Below are 25,329 nucleotides of genomic sequence, written 5' to 3' on the forward strand. Positions count from 1 at the left end.
TTTATAAGATATATCTAAACGCAAGCCACTTTATAAGTGGGGTTAATTATAACAATAACCAAGAAAAACAGTCAAGTATAATCCGACACTTATTTTCTAGTTTTGCACTGGGTATTTTGTTGTCGATGTTTTTATGCTTTTGCGGTTATAAATAACCGCAAAATTTATCTTGATAAATAAAGGCCTTTCTCTGAAAATTCAAGGAATTTTCAAGATTTTATTAAAAATGAGGCTAAAACAATAGTTTGAACACTTCTTTATAATTTTTTACAAAGTGTGCGTGTACGCCTTCCCGAATATGTTCCGGTAATTCTTCAAAATCACCTTTATTGGCATGAGGAACAATTAATTTAAAAATATTCACTCGCCGTGCGGCAATGACTTTTTCCTGTATGCCGCCAATAGGCAGGACTTCCCCTGTCAGGCTGAGTTCTCCTGTCATTGCAAAACCATGTTTTATGGTTTTATTCAAACCTAATGAAATTAAGGCTGAAGTCATGGTAATACCTGCGCTGGGGCCATCTTTAGGGGTTGCGCCTGCCGGAACATGCAAATGAATCAAAGCTTTTTCAAAATAATCTGCTGAAATGCCAAAACGTGCGCTTTCTGATAAGACAAAACTATAAGCAATTTCTGCTGACTCGCGCATAACATCACCTAGCTGACCTGTCAGCTTAAAGCCACGGCTATATCCATGGATGCGCCGCGCCTCAATGCTCATGATAGCACCGCCCAAGGCAGTCCAGGCAAGCCCGGTGACGATGCCAATGCCATGCAAAGGCGGCTCTTTTTCAAATACCGGTCGCCCCAAATAATCTTCCAGATTTTTGGTACTGATTTTGATAGGAGGTTTTTCACCTTCCAGGATTTTAATAGCGGCTTTCCGACAGGCTGCGCCCAGACGTTTTTCCAAGGTGCGCACACCTGCCTCGCGGGCATATTGCTCAATAATCTGGCAAATTGTGGCATCGGTAAAACGCACATCCGTTTTTTTCAGGCCGGTTTTTTCCAGTTGACGGCGTAATAAGTGTTTTTTTGCAATTTTTAGCTTTTCACTGGTGAGATAACCCGACAAATGAATGGTTTCCATACGATCCAGTAACGGCGGAGGAATCGTATCCAGTTGATTGGCTGTACAGATAAATAATACCTTGGACAAGTCAAAACGCACATCCAGATAATGATCCAGAAAGTCGGTATTTTGCTCTGGATCTAAAACTTCTAATAAAGCGGATGCAGGATCGCCATGATAAGATGCACCGATTTTATCGATTTCATCCAGCATAATAACAGGGTTTGCCGTGCCCACTTCTTTCATGGCCTGAATAAATTTACCTGGCATGGCACCGATATAGGTGCGGCGATGGCCTTTGATTTCTGCTTCATCGCGTATGCCGCCCACGGAAAAACGGAAAAACTGGCGACCAATGGCATCGGCAATTGAGCGCCCGATTGACGTTTTACCCACCCCTGGCGGCCCGACCAATAATAAAATTGTACCGCCAATACTGCCGCGTAACTTACCCACACCGATAAATTCAATAATACGATCTTTAACATCTTTTAAGGCTTCATGATCCCGATCCAGGATTTTCCGGGCTTTTTGAATATGCAACTTATCCTTGGAATAAACGCCCCAGGGCATCAAGGTTAGCCAATCCAGGTAATTGCGGCTCACGGTATATTCCGGCGATCCGGTTTCCAGCATGGATAGTTTTCGGGTTTCCTCTTCAATCACTTTTGCCGTGGCATCTGGTAGTTTTAACTTTTTCAGGCGTTCCTGAAACTTTTCCAACTCCGAGGTACGATCATCTTTTTCCAGACCCAACTCTTTTTGAATAACCTTGAGTTGTTCGCGTAACAGAAACTCGCGCTCCTGCTTATCCATTTTGGACTCAACCTGTTGGCGAATCTGCTCCTGGGCGCGGGCAGTCTGCAATTCCTGATTAAGCAATTGCAACACTTTTTCCAGACGTTTTAAGATCGGCAGGGTTTCCAGTATGTTTTGTAATTCCTGTTTACTGGAAGTGGTCAAGCTGGCGGCAAAATCACCCAGGTGGCTGGGGTCATCAGCGCCAAAACGGTCTAAAAAGATTTTTAACTCTTCACCATAGAGAGGATTGAGTGGCAATAATTCCTTAATGGTATTAATCACCGCCAGAATATATGCTTTGAGTTCATCAACCTTATCGTGTTTTTCTTCAGGGTAATAATGTGGTTGAATTACCAAGGGTTGCTTTTGCGTAACCCAGGACTCAATCCGAAAACGCTGTAAGCCTTCAACCAGAATTTGCAGCTTATCATCTTCTTTAATGACCCGGTGCAAACGACAAGCTGTGCCCATTTGATGAAAATTTTCCTGGCGCAAATCCTTGATATCTTCATTGTGCATCAATATCAAACCGAAAACCTGATGCTCGGTTTCGACAATTGCCTTAATGGTTTTTTTCCAGCCTTCTGCTTCAATCAGCAGTGGCACGACCTGACCTGGGAAAAATGGACGATTGAGCAATGGCAGGATATGTAAATGAGAAGGCAGTACATCCTTATAATGTATCAGGGATGCATTATCACCATCCTCCCCTGTTTCCTTAGCCTTTTCCTCAGTCTTCCCGGTATCCTCTTCACCGGTATGCTCAGTATCTTGATTTTCTGTAGTCTGTTCGTTGTTGACTGATTCAGTGTCGGTATCGGAAGCATCTGTCATGGGAGATCCCTGATAAAAATAAATAAGTAGTTTGCCTGTTGTGGAGGCGACCTGGCATTTTTCAATGATTTGATAAATAGCAGAATTGTCGGAAGCAGTGGTTATTTATAAACTTATTTCATCCTCACTCCTTAACGTCACAGGACATTGTTATGGATTCTGTTTTCTATCGCAAAATTATTTTAATTTATCCTGTATCAAACTGCTAAGAATTAAATATGATGACGGTGCTGAAGTATGATACAGCTATCGCCAATTGTTAAAATTTAACTTGATTACTAAAAAACCTGTCCTGTTTTTTCAGGACAGGTTTTTTTATGGGAAAAAGACCAGATTATAGCGTGTTGAACGGTTATAATAAAAAAACAAGCCGTTGTGTCACATCAGTTACTTTAAAAACCACAAGGTTCCAAATTTTTTTGTTATGAACTTCCGCATGATTTTTGCCAGAACATTACGTATCTCGCTTTATTTTTTATTATTACTGAGCATCATTGCTATTATTGCTTATGCCTATCTGAAAACTGTTATTTATCCACAACTGCCACCCACAGATGGTCTGCACAATATCCATATGCAGGAACCGTTGCGGGTTTATTCCAAAGATGGCGCAGCACTGGCGGAATTTGGCGATGAACGGCGTAAGTTATTAAAATTTGAAGAAATCCCCGAATTAATGATACAGGCGATTTTAAGCATTGAAGATGCCCGTTTTTATCAGCATCATGGCGTTGATTTTCATGGCGTGGTGCGTGCTGGTGTCAGTTTCATTAAATCTGGCTTTAAGGCGCGACAAGGTGCCAGTACCATTACCATGCAGCTTACCCGTAATCTGTTTCCCAAAAGTATTGGCAGGGAAAAAAAGCTGGAACGTAAATTCAAAGAAATGCTGGTTGCCTGGGAAATTGAAAAAATACTCAGTAAAAATAAAATTCTGGAACTTTATCTGAACACCATTTTTTTAGGCCACCGTGCTTATGGCTTTGGCAGCGCAGCCAGTATTTATTACGATAAAGAGCTTAATGAGTTGACGCTGGCACAATATGCCATGCTGGCAGGTTTACCCAAAGCACCCTCTGCCAATAACCCCCTGCGTAACCCCAAACGTGCATTAGAACGGCGTAATTATATTCTCAAGCGTATGCAGCAATTAGGTTTTATCGATACGCAAGGCTATGAAGCCGCCATTGCTGCGCCGATTACGGCAAAACGTTATCGTTTCAGCAAAGATTTTGACGCGCCTTATGTGGCGGAAATGGTGCGTACCTATATGCTGAAAAACTACCCGGAAGATGCCTATACGGGAGGTTATCGGGTGTATACCAGTATCGATACTCCCTTGCAAAAAGCCGCACAGCAAGCAGTGCGCAAAAATTTATTTGATTATGATCATCGTCATGGCTACCGGGGAGCAATTGCTCAGATTGCCATTGAAGACCTATTGCCCCCTGCAACCGACAATGAACAGCAAGCACTAACAACAGAAGCTGTCAGCCCACAAGAACAACACTGGCAGAAAATTTTAGAAAAATATGCACCTAAAGCAGGTTTGACTCCAGCCTTGGTTCTTGCCGTGGAAAATCAATCTGCCCAGGCTTATACCTGGAAACATGAACAAGTCACAATTCCCTGGTCAGGTCTGAAATGGGCTGCACCTTATATTAATGACTCCAGCCGCGGACCTACGCCTAAAACCGCAGCGGATGTATTAACAGTCGGTGATATCGTTTTCTTAAAGCCCGCACCGCAAAAAGTAGAAAAAAAGGTAGCGAAAAAACCAGCAGAAACAACGCAGGAAGACACTGAGGCATCAACAGAAGATTTATCCGTACCTTTAATAAAATATTGGCATCTGGCACAAATCCCTCAGGTTGAAGGTGCACTGGTTTCGCTGAACCCGGAAAATGGGGCAATTTTAGCCTTATCGGGTGGTTTTAATTTTTATCACAGTAAATTTAATCGCATTATCCAGGCAAGACGCCAACCTGGTTCTAATTTTAAACCCTTTGTTTATTCAGCCGCTCTGGATCATGGTTATACGCCAGCCAGCACTATTAATGATGCACCCGTTGTATTTACAGATTATAAAGGCAAGGTCTGGAAGCCTAATAATTATAGTCATCATTTTACCGGCCCCACCCGAATGCGTAAAGCCCTGGCAAAATCCCTGAATTTAATTTCGATCCGCATGATGCACGAAATGGGTGTACAAAAAGCATTGGATTATGCCACCCGTTTTGGCTTTGAGCGCCATCGCCTACCGCCTAATTTGACTTTGGCACTGGGTACGCCGGAATTAACCCCACTGGAAATTATTCGCGGTTTTGCCGTATTTGCCAATGGCGGTTATCGCATTAAACCCTGGTTTATTGAACGCATTGAAAACCCACAAGGCAAGATTCTCTATCAAGCCAATCCCCAAGTGGTTTGCCGCAGTTGCGATTTGCCACTGGAAGTGGATGAAAAAGCAGCGCTGCCAATGGGTTTAGCCGCTTTGCTCAAGGAAAAAACAGTGGAAGAAATCGAAATTGCCAAAAGCCCGGTGTTTGAACCTGATCCTCAAAATAATAGCAAACCCGACAGCGAGGCAAATCAGCCACAATATGCCCCCAGAATCATTACCCCACAAAATGCCTGGCTGATGACCTCCATGCTGAAAAGTGTTATTACTGAAGGTACCGCAGTTCGTGCCAAGCGCTTAAAACGTAATGATTTAGCAGGCAAAACCGGTACCACTAATGATCAACATGATGCCTGGTTTTCCGGTTTTAATGCCGATATTGTCACGACCGCCTGGGTTGGCTTTGATCAGCCGCGCTCATTGGGTCGTGTCGGGAGAAAAAGGGAAACCGGCTCCAGTGCCGCTCTGCCCATGTGGATACACTATATGCGCGTTGCTTTAGCCGGTAAGCCACAACATAATCTGCCAAGACCTGCGGGCATCGTGACTTTACGCATTGATCCCGAGACCGGTTTATTAGCAAGACCTGAACAAAGTAATGCCATCAGTGAATACTTTGAGAGGCGAACAGCCCCTACGCGCTACGCGCAAAAAATGGAAGATTTGTATATGTCTGGACAAGGCCCGGATGATGCCGGTTCTCCTGACGCAGATCAGTTATTTTAAACTCAAGTAATAACAAAATACCATGACTCAAATAATACTGCCTTTATTGCTTATTTCTGCCGCCTATTTAATGGGTTCTTTTTCTGCGGCCATTATTGTCTGCCGCTTATTTGACCTGCCTGATCCCCGCACCCAGGGTTCCGGTAATCCCGGCGCAACTAATGTGCTGCGCAGTGGCGGTAAAAAGGCAGCGGCTCTGACTTTATTTTTAGATGTCTTAAAAGGTGTGTTAGCAGTATTGCTGGCATACGGCATTTATGCTTATATGGCAGATGACGGGGGATATGCGCAACTGGTTATCGCACTCACTGCGCTGGCTGTTTTTCTGGGACATTTATTTCCGGTATTTTTTGAATTCAAGGGTGGAAAAGGTGTTGCCACAGGTTTTGGTGCCTTAGCCACGCTTTCGCCAGCAGCGGGGGGGTTAATGTTTATCACCTGGGTAGTCATGGCTGTGTTATTTCGTTATTCTTCTCTGGCGGCATTAACCACTGCTGCGATGGTACCCTTATATATGTACATTGTGACGGAGTCCTTGCCTTATACCAGTATCACTGCTTTAATCAGTATCCTATTATTCTGGCGACATCGTTCTAATATTCATAAACTGATCAATGGTCTTGAAGATAAAATTGGTCATAAAAAATCAGCTTAAAAATCAGTGTTATGCAAACGCTTTTTTTTCGCAGGTTTTGACAGTTTGAAACACAAAAAAACAGTTATCAGTATGTCGGTTTCAGGTTACATGGTAATTTTTTTATGGATGACAGCACATGAAAATTAAAACATTATTTCTACTTATCAGTTCCTTATTCATGACCGCTTGCGGCTCGCAATTGCTGAAACCTGATGATCCCAATAGCACAAAAACGCCTGTGGTCTGGTCCACTGATGATACGGCTTTAGCAGTGGTTATTCCGGTGAATAACCCGGAAAACCCGAATTCAGAACAATACCAGATTGTAACGCAGCGCCCCGATGGTTCTGATCGGCAACAGATTACAGAAGTGTTTCCACAGACAGTGATGCAACTGCACTATATTAAAGAACAGGGCTATCTGATCGCCGGATTTAAGTTACAAAATGGTGGCCTGCGCATTGACCGGATTACCCCCAATGGTAATGCCATTTCTATTATAGAAACCAAAACCCCTGCCATGCAGCTTTGCCAGGGGCAAAAAGACAGCTATGCGCAAACCCCCCTGATTTTACCCTCCCCGGATGGTTTATGGCTGGTCAATCTGTATAGTCAGACCTGTAATTCTCTGACTATTGATTTTTTACAAGCAGGAAATCTGCAAACTGTCAGCAGTTATGAATTGGAACTGGAACAGCAAATGTTTTTTACCTGGCATCCTATGGGCTATTTATTGATTGCAGGCAGCGATCAAACAACGGTCTGGCAGGTCGATAAAGATCATCCTCCACTGAAAACCACAGCAAAATATCCGCGTTGTTTTTACCCGTCAACCCGTAGCAGCGCCATCGCCGCAGACGGTCGTCACGCTTGGTTTGAAGCGGGACAAGTTAAAATTGAGACGGGTGATGCGAAAAAGGCATTTGGTTGTCAATAAAATTTTTATCCCTAAAACGATATAAAATTAATTTGAACATACCACTCAAGTGGTAATATTAAAGAACGCAAACGCGTTCAATAGCAGGTTGGAACCTAAGACCAAAAAAGGAGTCTGAAAACAATGTCAAAAGTCTATCCAGTCGCGGCGGAAACTGCGGCGCACGCCCTGATTAATGCTGAGCAGTATGAAACAATGTATCAGCATTCCATCGAAGATTCCGATGGTTTCTGGGCAGAGCAGGCAGAAGCTTTTTTAAGCTGGAATAAAAAATGGGATAAGGTACAGGACTGGGATTATAACAGCGCGAATATTCGCTGGTTTGATGGTGGTACACTGAACCTGAGTTATAACTGCCTGGATCGTCATCTGGAAACTCGTGGCGAGCAAACGGCAATTATCTGGGAAGGTGATGATCCCAGCGTGGATAAAAATATCACCTACCGTGAATTACACGAAATGGTCTGCCGTTTTGGTAATGCCATGAAAGCGCGTGGCGTGAAAAAAGGTGATCGGGTGTGTATCTATATGCCGATGATCCCCGAAGCCTCCGTTGCCATGCTGGCCTGTGCGCGCATTGGCGCGGTGCATTCCGTGGTATTTGGCGGTTTCTCACCGGAAGCGCTGAAAGACCGGATTCTGGATTCTGATTGCCAGGTGATTATTACCGCTGACGAAGGTCTGCGTGGCAGTCGCCCGGTGCCGTTAAAACAAAATGCAGACAAAGCCATCAGCCACTGTCCCAATGTGCATACCGTTTTTGTGGTCGAACACACTAAAGGTGATGTCAACTGGGAGGAAGGACGTGATGTTAAATATGGTGAAGCCGTTGCCGCAGCTTCTACCGACTGCCCACCAGAAGACATGGGCGCAGAAGACCCCTTATTTATCCTTTATACCTCAGGTTCTACCGGCAAACCTAAAGGCGTGCTGCATAGTACTGCTGGTTATGGTTTATATGCCGCGATTACGCATAAATATATCTTTGATTATCACGATGGGGATATTTACTGGTGTACCGCAGATGTGGGTTGGGTTACCGGGCATAGTTATATTCTGTATGGCCCCCTGATTAACGGCGCAACCACGCTGATGTTTGAAGGTGTACCCACTTACCCGGATGCCGGACGTTTCTGGCAGGTTGTTGAAAAACACAAGGTCAACCTGTTCTATACTGCCCCGACAGCAATTCGCGCCTTAATGGGTCAGGGTGAAGATTTTGTTAAGAAATATGATCGCAGCAGCCTGCGTTTGTTGGGGAGCGTTGGCGAGCCGATTAACCCGGAAGCCTGGGAATGGTATTATCGCGTAGTGGGTGAAGAACGCTGTCCGATTGTCGATACCTGGTGGCAAACGGAAACCGGCGGCATTCTGATCACCCCATTACCTGGTGCGACAGACTTAAAACCGGGTTCCGCCACCCGCCCATTCTTTGGCGTGAAACCTGCGTTGATGGATGCTGAGGGTAAGATCGTGGAAGGTAATCCCGCCAGCGGCAATTTGGTTATTACAGCCTCCTGGCCGGGACAGATGCGCACCCTGTACGGTGATCACCAGCGCTTTGTTGATACTTATTTCACCACCTATCCCGGTTATTACTTCAGTGGTGATGGTGCGCGTCGTGATGAAGAAGGTTATTACTGGATTACCGGGCGCGTGGATGATGTGATTAATGTCTCGGGTCATCGCATGGGTACGGCAGAAGTTGAAAGCGCGCTGGTATTACATGAGCATGTTGCTGAAGCCGCTGTAGTGGGTTATCCACATGATATTAAAGGTCAGGGCATTTATGCTTATGTCACCTTAAATACTGGCGTGGAAGCTACGGACGAATTGCGTAAAATACTGGTGCAATTGGTGCGTAAGGAAATCGGCCCGATTGCCAGCCCGGATGTGATTCAATGGGCGCCCGGCTTGCCTAAAACCCGTTCCGGTAAAATCATGCGGCGTATTTTGCGTAAAATTGCTGCCAATGAAACCGAAGGTCTGGGGGATACTTCAACTTTAGCGGATCCTTCCGTAGTGGATGATTTGATTGCCAATCGCGCAAATCAATAATTGAGAAGCTGTTGCTAAATCGTCATGAGTCGGGCGCAATAGGTTTAGCAACAGTTTCTGATGTTGCGTAGAGACCTTGCATTACAAGGTCTCTTACATCCTGTTCTCAATCTCTCCAGATTGGGAATAGATTACTTAAATTGCGCAAAAAATCGTTTAACCACATCCAGATAGCGGGTTTTTGGCATACCGGGCAGGCTGTCAAGAAAAGTACGCCCGTAGGATTTTTCCACCAGACGCGGATCACAAATCATCAACAGCCCCCGATCACTGACATCACGAATCAAACGCCCTGCCCCTTGCTTTAAGGCAATTACTGCCTGTGGCAATTGATAATCAAAAAAGGGATTAGCCCCCTGTTCTCGCAGATATTGAATCCTGGCTTCCAATACCGGATCACCGGGAGAAGCGAAAGGCAGTTTGTCGATAATCACGCAGGATAAGGCATCACCACGCACATCCACGCCTTCCCAGAAGCTGCCCGTACCCAATAAAACCGCATTACCCAGTGTCCGAAACTGGGATAATAATTCTGCGCGGGGTTGTTGTCCCTGCACCAGTAAAGGCCAGGGGAAATCCTGTTTGGACATGTCGGATAAAATATCTTCAGCAATTTGCAGGGCACGATAACTGGTAAACAATAAAAAACTACGGCCTTCGCTGAGCTTTAATACCGGCAAAGCTGCTTGTATGACTTTTTCGGTGTAATCGGCCTGACTGGGCTGGGGTAAATCCTGTGGCACATACATTAAAGCAGTGTGGCGAAAATCAAACGGGCTTTCCCAACGCTGGCTGTGGGGATTTTCCAGGCCCAATTGTGCACAAAAATGTTGAAAATCTTCTGCAACCGACAAGGTGGCAGAGGTGAATATCCAGCTTCGCTTTTGGGTTTCACGATATTCCTGAAATTGATTAGCCACGGATAAGGGCGTCAGATTCAGGGCAAAACCCTGATTATAATATTCATACCAGCGCACCCGCTCATCACCACTGGCAAATTGCAGAATAAACTGTAACTGAGTTTTTAACTCCTCGGCGCGACGGTGGCAGTTTTCCAGCGTTTTACCGCGCTCAGCAATTTTTTCCAGTGCTGCTTCCAAACCGTCCAGTTGCGATTTCAAGTTTTCCAGTTTTTCCTGAAAATCCTTGTTTTTCTCCAGCAGTTGCCAACTGCCGCGCTCTGGTACATTGCCAAATGCCCGCCGCACATCACGTATTCCTGCTTCCATTTCCGTTGCCAGGGTGGTGATGTCGGCATTACCTTCGGCTTCCAGCACTTCCGCCTGTGCACTGTCTTTTGCCAGATCCAGCAATTGCCGACTGCCTAAACGCAAGCCAAAAAAGTTAGAAGCAATTTCCGCCAATTGATGTGCTTCATCCAATACCACCACTTCCGCGCCGGGTAATAACTCGCCAAGGCCGCCGGTTTGCAGCGACATATCGGCAAATAATAAATGATGATTAATCACCAGTATATCGGCATCATTGGCTTCACGGCGAGCTTTGACCACAAAACATTCTTCATAATCCGGGCAATGCTGACCCAGGCAATTATCTGTGGTGGATGTCACCTGCGACCAGATGCTGGCGCGCTCTGGAATTTCGCTCAGCTCTGCAATATCACCGCTGTAGGTGCGTCCAGCCCATTCATGCACTCGCTCCAGATGATCCACACTTGCCAAATCATTAAATAAAAACCCGCTTTGCCGGGTATTATCCAGCCGAAAACGGCAAAGATAATTCGCCCGACCTTTGAGCAAAGCCGTTTGTACGGGAACCCCCAGGGCTTTACGCACAGTGGGCAGATCCCGAAAAAAAAGCTGTTCTTGTAACGGCTTGGTACCGGTGGAAAGAATCACTTTTTTATGGGAAAGTAAGATGGGTACCAGATAGGCAAAGGTTTTTCCCGTGCCGGTTCCGGCTTCACAAACCAGATCCTCATTTTTTTCCACAATAGTGGCGATCTGCAAAGCCATTTCCCGCTGCGCTTCACGCGGCGCGAAACCTTTGATATTTTGCGATAACTTGCCATCTTTGGAAAAAATTTGATTAATTTTTGCGTGCATGATTGGAGAGAAAAAGTAGAAAGTGTCAGAACAGCTATAAGTCTGCTGGTTGATTAATGTTTCTGAATGCCTGGGTTTGCCCGGAAAAATCACAAACGGTAGCAGCCAGCTCCTGATACCAGCGCTGTACGCCGCGTCCGCCGTTATTTAAATATTCAGATAAGTGTATCACTAAATCCGTGCGCATGAGTACAAACAACGGCTGCTGACGCTGGCTGTCTTTGGCATAACATAAAACCGCCTGTTGTTGTTGCAATTCATGCCATAAACGGACACAGAGATCAGTGGGTAAAAATGGACTGTCACAGGGTACAAACAGAGCATATTCTGTATTGATGCTTTGCAGGCTTGCGGCAATGCCTGCTAACGGCCCAGGGTAATCCGGCAAGGCATCAGCAATAACGGGCAGACCCCATTGCCGGTAAGTTTCCAGATTGCGATTAGCATTAATCGATAAATTACCAACCTGGGGCTGTAGCCGCTGTATGACCTGCGCAATCATCGGTGTTCCAGCAAGCGGAACCAGCCCCTTATCCCTGCCCCCCATGCGCTTGCCCTGACCGCCAGCGAGAATAATACCACTGATATTTTCAGGAAACATCAAGCATAACCCAAGCTGCGACCACCATCCACGGCAATCACCTGTCCCGTTATGTATGGCGCATCTTTGAGCAGAAAAGCAATGCTGCGGGCAATATCATCCGGACAGCCTGGACGCTTTAAGGCAGTATTGGAAATAATGCGTTGCCGTGCCAGTTCATCCATATCATTTTCCGGCCATAGAATAGCACCGGGAGCGATGGCATTCACCCGCACATCCGCGCCAAGCTCCCGCGCCAGAGAACGAGTCATCATAATTAATCCCGCCTTGGCAATGCTGTAAATGGGGTGTTTTTTCAGCGGTTGTTTACCGTGAATATCGACCATGTTAATGATACAACCCTGTTGTTTTGCCAAATGAGGCGCGGCGGCCTGTGCTAAAAAAAACGGTGCTTTAAGATTACTGCCCAGCAAGTCATCCCAATCAGCTTCAGTGGCTTTGGCAACCGGGGTAGGATAAAAACTGGAAGCATTGTTAATTAAAGCATCCAGGCGCCCCCAGTGCTGAATAATTTTTTGCACCAGACTGGGCAGTAATTTGGATTGCAAAAGGTCTGCTTGCAGCAATAACACCGAATCAGGGCGCACGGCATGTAGTTCACTTTGTAAATCACGCGCTTCCTGGGCAGAATGGCGATAATGCAATACCAGATTAAAACCCTGGCTATGTAAATGCCGCGCCACCACCGCACCCACACGTTTGGCGGCACCCGTAATAAAAACAACAGGCTTGTTACTTTTCATCAGTCCACTCCATCAACACTGCTCCCACGGCAAGCCATGAAAACGCCAGCCGCCCACTGTGCTGCGCTGGTGATTGGCATTCAGCGCGCCTTCAAAGCCTTCCAACACATTATAAACCCTGGAAAAACCTGCTTGCAGCAAGATTTCTCCCGCATCCAGAGAACGCACGCCACTGCGACAAATTAAAATTACCGGCACGCTGTCGTTACTGCCTTGCTCATGTACACCACCCAATACCAGTTTGCGCACCTGCTTAACAAAATCCGGATTGATACTCCAGTCCGGTTCATCAATCCAGGCGATATTAATCGCCCCTTTAGGGTGTCCGACAAACAGAAACTCCATGGATGAGCGCACATCAACAAAAATCGCGCGTGGCTCTTGTTCAATTAAATCAAACGCAGCTTTGGGCGTGATGGATTTGATGGCATTCATGATTATTTAATTCCAAAGAAATTGGTTTTAAAGGTTGTGGTGCCAGATAAATGACGCACAACCACTCTAAAATTAACCGCACCGGGATCAGCACTTAAGCTGGTCAAGGTTTTTTGATTATGCCCATAAACCGTAACGGGGATCCAGGCATGACCATCAATATCCAACTCATCGCCTGCGGCATTGTACCAGTTAAATTGATATTGCATGGTTTCCGTCATGCTGCTGGTGTTTTCAATAATGACGCGCGCACGATACTGATCGCCCACCCATTCCCCTTTTAACTGGCGAATAAACACGTCAGAATTTGGATACTGGCTGATATTGGCCTGCCCCTGTGCATTTAAGCGCCCTTCCGAGCCTGCGCTATAATCCGGGCCGGTACAAGCCGTCACTAAAAATAAGCCAGTTAATACGATGAATAATTTCAGTTTCATGATTGACTCCTGGTGTTTTTTCTAATTAACCTGAACTCAGGTTAATTATTACATCATTATTGACCTTCATTCCGGTACAATAGCATAAATAAATTATACTGATGATGAATGCTATTTTCTTTAACAGAAATCGTCTAACGCCTTTTCTTTCCCTACCTTATTCTATTTCGCCTATGTATTTTCGTTTATTGGCTTCGGTCAAACCCTACTGGCGGGTTTTTTCGCTGGTGTTGCTGGCAATGGTGATCAGCGCCCTTACGGAACCGCTGTTGCCTGCGCTATTGCAGCCTTTATTAGATGATGGTTTTGTCGGCAAAGACCCGGAAACCGTGAAAATGATTCCGCTATGGCTGATTTTATTAGCGCTGGTGCGTGGCGGCGCAACGTTTGTCAGTCAGGTGGGTTTAACCTGGGTGGCGGGAAAAGTGGTACTGGATCTGCGTGAGATTATGTTTGCGCGTTTGCTGAGCCTGCCCAGCACCGAATTTGATAATGCTTCTTCCGGGGCTTTGCTGTCTAAGGTGACTTATGATGCCAACCGGGTGATGTTAGCCACCACCGATGCCTTGGTGATTCTGGTGCGTGACAGCCTGGCAATTACTGGTTTGCTGGCCTGGATGTTATATCTTAACTGGCAGTTATCGGTAATTATTTTTTTAATTGTGCCGGTGATTATTGTCGTGGTGCGCATTGCCAGTAAAAAATTACGCCGTGATAATCTGTCCATGCAAAATGCTATGGGAGAGGTGACGCGGATTCTGGAAGAAGCCATCAGTGGGCATAAGCTGGTCAAAATTTTTGGTGGTCAGGATTATGAAGCCAAGCGTTTTTATACTGCCAGTGATCAGGTGCGCTTTTTAGAAGTTAAAACCAAAGTCATTTCTCATATTAGTATTTTTCTGGTGCAGACTCTGACCGCTTTGGCGCTGGCTTTAATTATTTTTATTGCAGCAAGCTTATCTAACCAGGGTGATATTTCCGTGGGTGGATTTGTCTCGTTATTTACTGCAATGGGCATGTTACTTGCTCCTATTAAACGTCTGACAAAAGTTAATGAGCAGATTCAGCAGGGACTGGCTGCCGCTGAAAGTATTTTTGCTTTAATTGATCAGCGCCCTGAAAAAGATGCTGGCAAACATGCGGTATCTACCTTATCCGGGCGCTTGCAATTTAAAGACTTAAGCTTTCATTATACTGACAGCGATGGCAGCGCCATGCCCGCCGTGTTAGAGGCGATTAACCTGGATATTCATCCTGGTGAAAGTGTGGCCTTGGTGGGCGTATCCGGCAGTGGCAAAACTACGCTGGCTAATCTGGTGCCACGATTTTATGATTTACCTGCTGATGTATCAGCAGGCGGTGCTTCAGAAGGTAGTGGCGAAGCACAATTATTGATTGATGGTATCGATATTCGGGACTTACCCTTAAAAAGCCTGCGTGATAACTTGGCCTTGGTGAGCCAGGATGTGGTATTGTTTAACGACAGTATTGCCGCGAATATTGCTTATGGCAGCATGGCTGATGTGGACAGAGAAGCAATCCGGGAAGCGGCAAAAGCCGCCTATGCCCTGGAGTTTATTGATGCCATGCCGGAAGGTCTGGATACCATGATCGGCGAGCGCGGCGTTAAACTCTCAGGCGGTCAGCGCCAGCGTCTGGCAATTGCCCGCGCGCTGCTGAAAAATGCGCCAATATTAATTTTTGACGAAGCCACTTCCGCACTGGATACTCATGCGGAAAAACAGGTGCAGGCTTCATTGGAATTGCTGAAACAAAACCGTACCACTTTGATTATTGCCCATCGCCTGTCAACAATTGAAAATGCTGATCGTATCGTGGTGATGGAACAGGGACGGATTGTGGAAATTGGCAACCATGCGCAGTTGCTGGAAAAAAATGGGCATTATGCGCGCCTGTACGCAATACAGAAGGTGGGGTAGTATCCAGATTTAATTGCTTAAACCTGCTATACACTATCAAGCAATTAAACTCAGTTTAAACAGCTTAAATAGATTTACCGTGAAATATCACGGGTAAACTGGGTATAATGCCCTGAAACTTTGCCAGTCTGGTTATGTGTAACCAGTGCTGGCTTAATTATCAAACATGGAAGATTTGGAGGAGTCGCATGTCCCAAAAATACCGGCTGGTAACCCGCAGTGACTTTGATGGGCTAATTTGCGCCGTATTACTCAAAGAAAAAGGCTTAATTGGCGACATTAAGTTTGTGCATCCCAAAGATATGCAGGATGGCAAAATTGAAATTACTGATCGCGATATCACAACAAACTTACCTTATGTAGAGGGTGCGCACCTGGTTTTTGATCACCACTCCAGCGAGGGTATCAGAAATGCAGGCGTAATGCCCGATAATTATATTTTAGATCCAGATGCGCCTTCTGCGGCGCGGGTGGTTTACAATTATTACGGTGGTCACAGCGAGTTTCCCGATGTACCGCTGGAAATGATGGACGCAGTGGACAAAGGGGATTCCGCCCAGTTTACCCGCGAAGAAATTCTGTTCCCAACGGGTTGGGTACTGCTCAATTATATTATGGATGCACGTAGTGGACTTGGGCGTTTCAAGGCATTTCGGATTTCCAACCATGATTTGATGATGGACTTAATCGATCACTGTAAGGAAAACAGTATTGATGACATTCTGGCCATGCCGGACGTCAAAGAACGGGTTGATTTGTATTTTGAGCATCAAAAATCTTCCATGCACCAGATCGAAAAATGCACCAGAATTAATGGTTCGCTGATTATGCTGGATTTGCGTAATGAAGAAGAAATTTATGTTTCTAACCGTTTCATGATTTACGCCTTATACCCGGAGTGTAACACCTCAATTCATATCATGTGGGGACTGAAAAAACAAAATACAGTTTTTGCAGTGGGTGCTTCAATCATTAATCGTACCGGTAAAGTTGATATTGGCGAGTTGATGCTGAAATATGGCGGTGGCGGTCATACTAAAGCCGGGACTTGCCAGATTGCCAATGAGCGAGCAGATGAAGTACTGGGTGAATTGATTGAGGTTTTAAATCAATCCTGATAACGAGTGTTACGCAAAAGCTTCTTTTTCGCAGGTTTTGAAAATTTGAAACACGAAAAAATCGCTTTTGCTCCACGCTGATTTTTATTTTCGTTTTGTCCAAGCCTTTTTTGTGCTAAAAAAATGGCAATTACGTAACATCAGTTATCTTATTAAAAACCGGGGATTTTAACCCGGTTTTTATGGTCTGCTTTTTGCCTGAATATTTGCCCCTATCATGTTGAAACAACTTCTCCAAGGCTTTATCGACAGTAGCCGTGACTTATTACCTATCGTATTGGTTATTGCTTTTTTCCAATTGGTTGTTTTACAGCAGCCTTTACCGGATTTAGGTAATTTGCTGGGCGGTATGCTGTTGGTGGTGGCAGGATTAACCTTATTTGTTCGTGGCCTTGAAAAAGGTTTGTTCCCAATTGGTGAGAGCATGGCTTATGCCTTTGTGCGCAAAGGGAATCTGTGGAGTTTGCTGACCTTTGCATTTGCCTTGGGGTTTGGTACGACAGTGGCGGAACCTGCGTTGATAGCAGTATCCGGGGAAGCAGCAGAAGTGGCTGCTGCGGGCAATGTGATTGAAAACAGTGCCGCTTCCCAGAAATCTTATGCTAATGGTTTACGTCTGACGGTTGCGCTTTCAGTGGGTTTTGCCGTGTTATTAGGGGTTTTTCGTATCCTTAAAGGCTGGCCGATTCATTATCTGATTATCAGTGGTTATATTGGCGTGGTGCTCATGACTGGCATTGCACCTGACTGGATTATCGGTATTGCTTATGACTCTGGCGGCGTCACCACGTCAACGATTACCGTGCCGCTGGTGACAGCCCTAGGTGTTGGACTGGCTTCCAGTATTAAAGGGCGCAATCCAATGATTGATGGGTTTGGTTTAATTGCTTTTGCCTCTTTAACCCCCATGATCTTTGTCATGTTATATGGTGTATTGTATTAAGGAGTGAGGATGAAATAAATGCAGAAACTGGGCGCAGGATTTTTATTCATTTTCAAGGCGTGAAAACAGGCACATAGCAAGCTATGTAACTGTTTTCACAACGCAGAAAATGGAGGAAAAGACCAGCCAAGTTGCTGAAGTTATAAAATTCTCACTCCTAAGGAGCTTATATAAAATGAACCGTAAAGATATCAGTGAAGAAAAGTATTTTCTGGAATTAAATTGTAAGCTATGTAATGCCCTGCACGAAAAAATGATGCCAAAGTCCACGCAAAAAGATGCGTATTATCAGGATATTAAAAAGCTTAGAGAAAAAGAAAAGCAGCAATTGCAAGCTTTGATTCAGGAAGGGCAGGAAAAGTTGACACTATTTATTGAAAGCTGTGCGAAAAATCACCGAATACTGGCTGAAAAATATGGTGGTAAAATTTCCAAAGAAGTCTCTGATAAATATGATCAAGGCTGGTTAAAGCGTATTGATGATACGGCTAAACAAATTGAAAATTTATCACATTTGTTGGAAGAAGCTAAGGAGTGAGGATAAAATAAATACAGAAACTGGGCGCAGGATTTTTATTCATTTTCAAGGCGTGAAAACAGGCGCATAGCAAGCTATGTAACTGTTTTCGGAACGCAGAAAATGGAGAAAAAGACCAGCCAGGTTGCTGAAGTTATAAAATTCTCGCTCCTAAGTAATCTGAGTTCGATGTAAGCTTTATTCAGCACTTATAATATTGAAAACCTTCCAGGTCTTTAAGACCTGGAAGGTTTGGCATTTCCTGGAATTTATTATTGGATAATTCCCGTTCCTTAGGGTAATAGAGCCACGGCTTCCAGACCCTGCTGTTCAGGTAATCCCAGCATCAGGTTCATGTTTTGTATCGCCTGTCCGGCTGCGCCTTTCACCAGGTTATCAATCACTGACAGGATGACTACGGTATCGCCGCCTTGGGGACGATGTATTGCTAAACGGCAGGTATTAATGCCGCGCACAGTCCGGGTTTCCGGGTGAGAACCTGCGGGTAGTACATCAACGAAAAGTTCATTGGCATAACGCTGCTCAAATAAACTTTGTAAATCAGCATCCACTTGATTTAAGCGGGCATACAAGGTGGCATGAATGCCACGAATCATTGGTAATAAATGCGGTACAAACGTCAGGGACACGGGTTTGCCACTGATGTGCTCCAGGCGTTGACGGATTTCTGGCAGGTGGCGGTGACCATCGGCTTTATAGGCTCTGAAATTATCGGCACTTTCCGCCAGCAGCGTACCCACTGCCGCGCCACGGCCCGCACCACTGGCACCGGATTTGGTATCGGCAATCAAGCTGCCTGGGTCAATCAGCCCAGCTTCCAGCAAAGGCAGAAAACCAAGCTGCACTGCCGTGGGATAACAGCCGGGGTTTGCCACCAGTTGTGCATTTTTGATATTGTCACGATGAATTTCAGGCAAGCCATACACCGCCTGTTGCAACAACTCCGGGCAAGTGTGTGGCATACCGTACCATTGCTCCCAGAGCGCCGGATCGGATAAACGAAAATCTGCGGCTAGATCCACCACTTTGACACCTGCTGCTAATAATGCAGGCACTTGTTTCATTGCCGTACCATTTGGCGTAGCATAAAATACCAAATCACATTGCGACAGGGTCTTGATATCAGGCTGTGAAAAACATAAATCCAGAAAGCCGCGTAAATTGGGGAATAAGTCCGCTACCGGTCTGCCTGCTTCAGATCGTGAAGTGATAACCTTAATTTCAATATCAGGGTGTCTTGCCAATAAACGCAGCAGTTCAACACCGGTATATCCGGTACCACCTACGATTCCCACTTTAAACATAACGGATTCCTTAATAAAATAGTACAAAACCTAATATTATATACCGTTCATTCATAATTTGACCTTATCTAAAATGGAATTACACGATATTCAACTACCCAATCCGGTTTCCATCTGGCCACCTGCGCCAGGGTGGTGGCTGCTTTTTATACTGACTGTTGCTGTTTTATTTTTACTGGGGCGTACATTAAGCAGACGTTATCAAAAGGCTGCCGATAAACGTAGCGCCTTAAAAATCAGTCAGCAACTGTTTCAGCGTTACCAAAGTCATCAAGACAGCCATGTGTTATTAAATGAGCTATCCAAACTGCTGCGCAGATTGGCTGTGCAACGTTTCTCCAAACATCAGGTGGCTCGCTTGCATGGACAGGCATGGTTGGCATTTTTAGATGACACGCTGCCAAAGTCCGGGCTATTTACTCAGGGTATCGGACAACTATTAGGCGATAGTCGTTATCAACCAGAACAAGCTGAGTTATCCCAAAATCAAATGATGGAACTACAAAACCTGGTGAAGTCCTGGATTAAAGCACAATGATAGAATTTCTCTTGCCCTGGGTGGGCTTTTTAATCCTGCTGCCGGTGCTGGTATATTGGCTGCTACCTGTCGCAAAAGCACCCGGTAGTGCAGCACTGCGAGTACCGTTTTATCATGCCATCAATCATCTGGCAGAGGTGCGGCAGCAGCAGTCTTCCTGGAAAAGTCTGAACAGCGTGTTATTGTTGCTGGTTTATATTCTGTTATTGCTTGCTAGCGCACGCCCACAATGGTTGGGAGAGCCAATTTTATTGCCAGTCAGTGGACGGGACTTAATGCTGGCAGTGGATTTATCCGGCAGCATGGAAACGCCTGACTTGCATATAAAAAATCAAGCCGTTGATCGCTTGACTGTGGTTAAAGCGGTATTAGGTGAGTTTATTGAGCGCCGCAAGGGTGACAGACTGGGTTTGGTCTTATTTGGTGAGCAAGCCTATTTACAAACACCATTGACTTTTGACCGTAAAACGGTAAAAACCATGCTCAATGAATCCCTGATTGGCTTAGCCGGACAAAAAACTGCCATTGGTGATGCAATAGGGCTTGCAGTAAAGCGTTTGCGGGAGCGGCCTGAAGAAAACCGGGTATTGATTTTATTAACTGATGGCGCGAATAACGCAGGTGCGATTCTGCCACAAAAAGCGGCAGAACTGGCACAGCAGGCAGGGGTTAGAATTTATACCATTGGCGTGGGTGCGGATGAAATGTTGCAAGCAGGTTTATTCGGCGCGCAACGGGTGAACCCTTCCCGGGATCTCGATGAAAAAACCTTAAAACAGGTAGCAAAAATTACGGGAGGGGCTTATTTCCGGGCCAGAGATATGCAAGGACTGGTGCAAATTTATCAAACACTGGATGAACTGGAACCGGTTGAAGTGGAACAGGAAACTTTTCGGCCCATGACCCCCTTATATCCCTGGCCGCTGGCAATGGCTTTAGTGTTAGCATTGTTGTTGGGCATTCGGGTTAAGCAATAAACAATTGTTTCAATCGCGGGTTTTGACATCCAGCCAATCCCGCAGCCAGTCGCCCAGCAGATTTACTGACAAGACCACCAACATCAGCGCCAATCCCGGCGCGAGTACCAGATGCGGGGCCATTAACATATAGCGGGTGCCATCACGTAACATACTGCCCCAGGAAGCGGCAGGGGATTGCACACCTAAACCTAAAAAGGATAAGCCTGCTTCGGCAATCACAATACCCGCCACGCCAAAGGTTGCTTCTACAATTAACGGTGCCAACAATAAAGGGATTAAATGGTAACGTAGAATCCGGTATTCATTGGCACCAATTGCCAGCGCTGCACGTACATGCTCACGCTGCTTCAGTGATAAGGTTTGCGCACGCGCCAGACGGGCAAAACCAATCCAGCCCACCGCAGACAAAGCAAATACCACATTATCTATACCCGGCCCCAGTAAACCTGCCAGTGCAATTGCCAGTAAAATACCGGGAAAGGCCAGAAAAACATCCATGATATGGACGATAATACGGTCGATCACACCACCACGCCAAGCACTGAAAACCCCGATAAAAGTACCCACAAACAAGGACACGCTGATCACCCAGAAAGCGACCAGGAAAGAGGTTTGCGCCCCCATAATCATACGATCTAAAACCGGACGACCTAATTCATCATAACCCAGCCACTGAGAAAGAGAGGGGGCGGCAAGAATATGCGGCAGTTCAATATGATTGGGTTCCAACGGCAGCCAGGTTCCAAAAATCGCTAATAGCAACCATAGCGCAAGCAACAGCATTGGAAAAATTAAACGTGGCGGTAATAAATGTGCAGACATCAGTTTTCAGCAGACATAAAATGTGTTTCCTGCATTTCTCCAGTGGTATCAATATCCACACTATTGACACTTGGCATACGACTGAGAATATAAGCCGCCATCAGCAGGGCCATTGGTTTCTTATCAGTATCCAAAGCAGACATTAATTTACTTGCTGCAATCTGGCAGCGTTGTTCTGTATTAGGTGAATCCACCCATTCTTTACCCATCTGCCAACCCTGATCCATATCTTTATCCATGCGCCTGAAAAACTGTTCATTCTCAGTCAGAAACAGTGTTGGTACATCCAGATGGTAATGTTTGCTATCGATTTTAATATGAAATTTCATACTTGTTGTTTGAGTCATTATAGTTTCCTTTCCTCAGACATGACTTTGAAACTTGGCGCTAAGGAGCAAGAATTTTATAACACCAGAAATCTAGCTGGCTTTTTTTCCATTTTCTGCACTTAGGAGTGAGAATTTTATAACTTCAGCAACTTGGCTGGTCTTTTTCTCCATTTTCTACGTTGTGAAAACAGTTACATAGCTTGCTATGCGCCTGTTTTCACGCCTTGAAAATGAATAAAAATCCTGCGCCCAGTTTCTGTATTTATTTCATCCTCACTCCTTATCTTATCTCAGCGTTGTTTACAGACTAATAAGGTTATATCATCGTGAACCTTGCAATCACCAATATAGCTTTTCAGATCATCAATCACCTTATCCACAATATGGCAACTGGCTTCCTGCCAGTGTTTTGACACCACTTTGCACAATGCATCCACGCCATATTGCCTGCCTTCTGAATTGCGCGCTTCGGTAATGCCATCAGTATACAAAACCACGCCATCACCGGAAGTGAGTTCAATTTTAGAATGTGCCACCCATTTACTGATATCCGGTTCAAGACCCACCATAAAACCTAAATCGGTGGTATCAATACGCTCAACCTCACCATTTTTACGTACAACTAAAACATCTTCATGCTGCCCGGTTAAATGCAAAATACCCGCTTCATAGTCAATCAAAGACAGCGTCAGGTTTTTATCCGAGTTCATGCGCTGTACATTTTTAAAAATGGCCTGATTCAGCAGATTTAAAAAATCTGTCGGATCGCTGACCTTATTGGTTAGCAGGGTACGTACCGCCATTTGTACCATAACCATCAATACGCCACTTTCCAGGCCGTGACCTGTGACATCACCTATGCCGATTTTAATTGGCCCGTTTTCATGTTGCAAGACATCGTAATAATCACCGCCCACCTCATCAGTAGGCTCCATGAACCCGGTAATATCCAGCTCTTTAATTTTCTCTAATTCATGTGCTTTAGGCAGCAGCATTTGCTGCAATTGCTGGGTGACTGCCAGTTCAGAACCCATGCGTACATTATCGGCTTTTAATTGTTTATTAAGACGGTGAATTTCATTGTTGGCATCACCTAAGTCTGTATGTTGCTTTTGTAGCTGCTGTTTAAACATCAACACGGTACTGACCAACAAACCAATGATCAAGCCTAGCAAGGTAGGAACAAGCGCAAATTGTGGTTTAAATTCCTTTAAGACAAAAATTACCTGTATGGAAAAAAAAGATTCAACAATTAATAAACTTAGCACAATATATTTAATATAAATGCTGACAATAGCAGGGAGATATAAACGACGAAATACAACAATGGTACAACTGATCAATGCAGTCAGAATTGCAGCAATTGATAATAATGTGGAAAAATACATATCAAACTGCGGATTGTTCAGTATGAGTTGAACGCTGAATATGCTGATGGCTATCAAAAAACTAACAAGCAGATATTTAATATAGAGCTGAATAATTTGTTTGCGATCCATTTCCAGATCCCATTAAAATTGATAGCTTAATTGCATATTCAGAGCTGCGCGCTGATCGCCATTGCTTGCAAAAACCTGCACATAGCTCAACAAGGTTGTAGTAAAAGTTGTAGTGAAAGTTGTAGTGAAAGTTGTTAATAAAAAATTTAATTGCTTATTGTTAGACATGATTTAAGTTCCTTATCTATAATAAAAAATACGTCAGTTATTTGTTTTTATAAGTAAAAATGGACGCTTTGCTAAATTGATTATGACTTAAAAGTAATCAGTGCAATAGTGTACGCGAATTATATTGTGGCATGGATGATTTTTATAAAAAAACCGGTCTAATAAAAGACCTGTCATCAATCTAAAGGAATTTTTATTATGATCAATAAACTGATATTTTTGTATTTAACCGCAGTACGGGGAATGCAAACTTTTATTACCCCATTTTTTGATTTTGCCCTGCGGTTTTGGGTGGCCAAGATATTTTTTATGTCGGGTTTGACTAAAATTGACAGTTGGAGCAGTACCCTGGCCTTATTTGAATATGAATATGCAGTGCCGTTATTACCCCCCCATTTTGCTGCTTATCTGGGAACCGGGGCAGAATTATTCTTTCCTGTCTTATTAGTCATCGGTTTATTTAGCCGCTTTGCCGCATTATCTTTGTTTATTTTCAATCTGGTAGCCATGTATTCTTATCCAGACTTAGGGATTGCCGGAATTAAGGATCATATGCTCTGGGGTACGATGTTAGCCGTGACATTTTTCCACGGTTCTGGTGCTTTATCACTGGATTATTGGATTTATCGTAAAAGCAACGTAAAATAACCCACGTTCGGTGTCAGCGCCTTTCTGTAGAACTATTACATGAGATAAAAGGTATTAAAAAATAGAAAAACTCTGATGGGCTGTCAAATTTAAAGTGATATTGTTATGAATGCATTATACGAAGATGAATTACAAAAGGCGCTTGTTGGCGTGGGCATCAATGCATTTTCAACCCGGGTTATCGGTTTGCGCGGTGATCAAAGCCTGCGCCACACCGTGTATACACGGGAGCGAATTGCTAATTTCAGCGACTTACATATGGAAGAATTAGCCAATATCTTTTTATATTTACTGACAGATACCGGCATTCATCGTTTATCGATAGGTTTTAACAACGATGAGATCAAAACATTTTCAATTTTTGACCCTTTTAATATGGAAGTGCATAAAGCAGAAGATCTGGTTCGTAAATCTTATTACCAGTCCCATTTTCCACAGATTCACTATGCAGAAAAAGCCGCTTTTATCGATAGGGCTTATGAGCATTTATTGCAAGATAATGAATTGCAACGTCTGCCTTACTGGCAGGCTAAAATTCGTGAGCGCAATCAGCGTTTAAACTTGCCCTCGCGTGATGACTTGCGCTGTATTTTCAAACGCTTGCCAAGCTTGCGCAGCATGGATAACTTTTTTTTGCGCTCTATGATTATCAGCCTGTTTAACAGCACCGTTTCCTTATCCTTTAATTGCGATGGCACGCAATTAATGGCTATTGCAGGGTTTGATGAGTTCTTAAAAAATAATTTTTAAGCAC

The 25,329-nt window shown here is 44.6% G+C and carries 23 protein-coding genes; 12 read left to right on the forward strand and 11 right to left on the reverse strand.

The window, feature by feature from the left end; all coding sequences use genetic code 11:
- Positions 1-232: 232 nt before the first annotated feature.
- Positions 233-2,707 carry an endopeptidase La gene (gene lon, locus QUF61_RS01170; RefSeq protein ID WP_289680059.1) on the reverse strand — a complete coding sequence of 825 codons (2,475 nt, stop codon included), beginning with the start codon at positions 2,705-2,707 and terminating at the stop codon, positions 233-235.
- 436 nt (positions 2,708-3,143) lie between these two features.
- Here lon and QUF61_RS01175 point away from each other — a divergent pair, with 436 nt between their 5' ends.
- The 4 genes from QUF61_RS01175 (at position 3,144) to acs (ending at position 9,466) form a co-directional block, all read left to right on the forward strand.
- The gene (locus tag QUF61_RS01175; protein WP_289680060.1) at positions 3,144-5,834 is read left to right on the forward strand and encodes a penicillin-binding protein 1A; all 2,691 of its coding nucleotides are present in this window, start codon (positions 3,144-3,146) and stop codon (positions 5,832-5,834) included.
- Positions 5,835-5,856: 22 nt separating this feature from the next.
- Complete coding sequence (gene plsY, locus QUF61_RS01180; protein WP_289680061.1) at positions 5,857-6,489, forward strand: glycerol-3-phosphate 1-O-acyltransferase PlsY; 633 nt, start codon at positions 5,857-5,859, stop codon at positions 6,487-6,489.
- Positions 6,490-6,607: 118 nt separating this feature from the next.
- Positions 6,608-7,408 (forward strand): hypothetical protein, encoded by an 801-nt coding sequence (locus QUF61_RS01185; RefSeq protein WP_289680062.1) that lies wholly within the window; start codon positions 6,608-6,610, stop codon positions 7,406-7,408.
- 123 nt (positions 7,409-7,531) lie between these two features.
- Positions 7,532-9,466: an acetate--CoA ligase gene (acs, locus tag QUF61_RS01190; RefSeq protein WP_103921485.1), complete on the forward strand. Its 1,935-nt coding sequence runs from the start codon at positions 7,532-7,534 to the stop codon at positions 9,464-9,466.
- 131 nt (positions 9,467-9,597) lie between these two features.
- Here acs and QUF61_RS01195 read toward each other — a convergent pair whose 3' ends face one another.
- The 5 genes from QUF61_RS01195 to QUF61_RS01215 are packed head-to-tail and all read right to left on the reverse strand — an operon-like array spanning position 9,598 to position 13,748.
- The gene (locus tag QUF61_RS01195; RefSeq protein ID WP_103921484.1) at positions 9,598-11,532 is read right to left on the reverse strand and encodes a DNA repair helicase YoaA; all 1,935 of its coding nucleotides are present in this window, start codon (positions 11,530-11,532) and stop codon (positions 9,598-9,600) included.
- A gap of 34 nt (positions 11,533-11,566) precedes the next feature.
- Positions 11,567-12,133 (reverse strand): molybdenum cofactor guanylyltransferase MobA, encoded by a 567-nt coding sequence (mobA, locus tag QUF61_RS01200; RefSeq protein ID WP_289680063.1) that lies wholly within the window; start codon positions 12,131-12,133, stop codon positions 11,567-11,569.
- The gene (locus QUF61_RS01205) at positions 12,133-12,876 is read right to left on the reverse strand and encodes a pteridine reductase (RefSeq protein ID WP_289680064.1); all 744 of its coding nucleotides are present in this window, start codon (positions 12,874-12,876) and stop codon (positions 12,133-12,135) included. The genes mobA and QUF61_RS01205 overlap by 1 nt, the downstream gene beginning before the upstream one ends.
- Positions 12,877-12,888: 12 nt before the next feature.
- The gene (locus QUF61_RS01210) at positions 12,889-13,311 is read right to left on the reverse strand and encodes a rhodanese-like domain-containing protein (protein ID WP_289680065.1); all 423 of its coding nucleotides are present in this window, start codon (positions 13,309-13,311) and stop codon (positions 12,889-12,891) included.
- Between the two features lie 2 nt (positions 13,312-13,313).
- Positions 13,314-13,748, reverse strand: a complete 435-nt coding sequence (locus QUF61_RS01215) for a DUF1425 domain-containing protein (RefSeq protein ID WP_289680067.1) — start codon at positions 13,746-13,748, stop codon at positions 13,314-13,316.
- 173 nt (positions 13,749-13,921) lie between these two features.
- Here QUF61_RS01215 and msbA point away from each other — a divergent pair, with 173 nt between their 5' ends.
- The 4 genes from msbA to QUF61_RS01235 all read left to right on the forward strand — a co-directional run bounded on the left by msbA (position 13,922) and on the right by QUF61_RS01235 (position 18,287).
- Positions 13,922-15,688, forward strand: coding sequence for a lipid A export permease/ATP-binding protein MsbA (msbA, locus tag QUF61_RS01220; RefSeq protein ID WP_289680069.1), 1,767 nt, complete (start codon positions 13,922-13,924; stop codon positions 15,686-15,688).
- Positions 15,689-15,876: 188 nt separating this feature from the next.
- On the forward strand, positions 15,877-16,806 hold the full coding sequence (locus QUF61_RS01225) for a DHH family phosphoesterase (protein ID WP_103921478.1): 930 nt from the start codon (positions 15,877-15,879) through the stop codon (positions 16,804-16,806).
- 217 nt (positions 16,807-17,023) lie between these two features.
- The gene (locus tag QUF61_RS01230) at positions 17,024-17,749 is read left to right on the forward strand and encodes a DUF1538 domain-containing protein (protein ID WP_103921477.1); all 726 of its coding nucleotides are present in this window, start codon (positions 17,024-17,026) and stop codon (positions 17,747-17,749) included.
- A 109-nt stretch (positions 17,750-17,858) separates the two neighbouring features.
- The gene (locus QUF61_RS01235; protein WP_146066840.1) at positions 17,859-18,287 is read left to right on the forward strand and encodes a hypothetical protein; all 429 of its coding nucleotides are present in this window, start codon (positions 17,859-17,861) and stop codon (positions 18,285-18,287) included.
- Between the two features lie 272 nt (positions 18,288-18,559).
- On the opposite strand, the gene argC is transcribed toward QUF61_RS01235, so the two are convergent.
- Positions 18,560-19,591, reverse strand: a complete 1,032-nt coding sequence (gene argC / locus QUF61_RS01240) for an N-acetyl-gamma-glutamyl-phosphate reductase (protein ID WP_289680071.1) — start codon at positions 19,589-19,591, stop codon at positions 18,560-18,562.
- A gap of 58 nt (positions 19,592-19,649) precedes the next feature.
- Between argC and QUF61_RS01245 the strand changes: the two genes are divergently transcribed.
- Both QUF61_RS01245 and QUF61_RS01250 read left to right on the forward strand, forming a co-directional pair.
- A complete protein-coding gene (locus QUF61_RS01245) occupies positions 19,650-20,129 on the forward strand; it encodes a DUF4381 domain-containing protein (protein ID WP_103921474.1) in 480 nt (159 codons plus the stop codon).
- Positions 20,126-21,106, forward strand: coding sequence for a vWA domain-containing protein (locus tag QUF61_RS01250; protein ID WP_103921473.1), 981 nt, complete (start codon positions 20,126-20,128; stop codon positions 21,104-21,106). Before QUF61_RS01245 ends, QUF61_RS01250 begins: the two co-directional genes overlap by 4 nt.
- A 9-nt stretch (positions 21,107-21,115) precedes the next feature.
- Here QUF61_RS01250 and QUF61_RS01255 read toward each other — a convergent pair whose 3' ends face one another.
- The 4 genes from QUF61_RS01255 to QUF61_RS01270 form a co-directional block, all read right to left on the reverse strand.
- Positions 21,116-21,931: an ABC transporter permease gene (locus QUF61_RS01255; protein WP_103921472.1), complete on the reverse strand. Its 816-nt coding sequence runs from the start codon at positions 21,929-21,931 to the stop codon at positions 21,116-21,118.
- The gene (locus QUF61_RS01260) at positions 21,931-22,278 is read right to left on the reverse strand and encodes a hypothetical protein (protein WP_289680073.1); all 348 of its coding nucleotides are present in this window, start codon (positions 22,276-22,278) and stop codon (positions 21,931-21,933) included. The genes QUF61_RS01255 and QUF61_RS01260 overlap by 1 nt, the downstream gene beginning before the upstream one ends.
- A 272-nt stretch (positions 22,279-22,550) precedes the next feature.
- Complete coding sequence (locus QUF61_RS01265; protein WP_289680074.1) at positions 22,551-23,759, reverse strand: PP2C family protein-serine/threonine phosphatase; 1,209 nt, start codon at positions 23,757-23,759, stop codon at positions 22,551-22,553.
- Between the two features lie 12 nt (positions 23,760-23,771).
- Complete coding sequence (locus QUF61_RS01270) at positions 23,772-23,927, reverse strand: hypothetical protein (protein WP_289680075.1); 156 nt, start codon at positions 23,925-23,927, stop codon at positions 23,772-23,774.
- Positions 23,928-24,125: 198 nt separating this feature from the next.
- Between QUF61_RS01270 and QUF61_RS01275 the strand changes: the two genes are divergently transcribed.
- Together QUF61_RS01275 and QUF61_RS01280 are read left to right on the forward strand one after the other, a co-directional pair.
- The gene (locus tag QUF61_RS01275) at positions 24,126-24,575 is read left to right on the forward strand and encodes a DoxX family protein (RefSeq protein ID WP_103921469.1); all 450 of its coding nucleotides are present in this window, start codon (positions 24,126-24,128) and stop codon (positions 24,573-24,575) included.
- A 105-nt stretch (positions 24,576-24,680) separates the two neighbouring features.
- Positions 24,681-25,325 carry a hypothetical protein gene (locus tag QUF61_RS01280; RefSeq protein WP_289680076.1) on the forward strand — a complete coding sequence of 215 codons (645 nt, stop codon included), beginning with the start codon at positions 24,681-24,683 and terminating at the stop codon, positions 25,323-25,325.
- Positions 25,326-25,329: the final 4 nt, after the last annotated feature.

Source organism: Candidatus Venteria ishoeyi (assembly GCF_030378065.1).
GTDB lineage: Bacteria > Pseudomonadota > Gammaproteobacteria > Beggiatoales > Beggiatoaceae > Venteria > Venteria ishoeyi.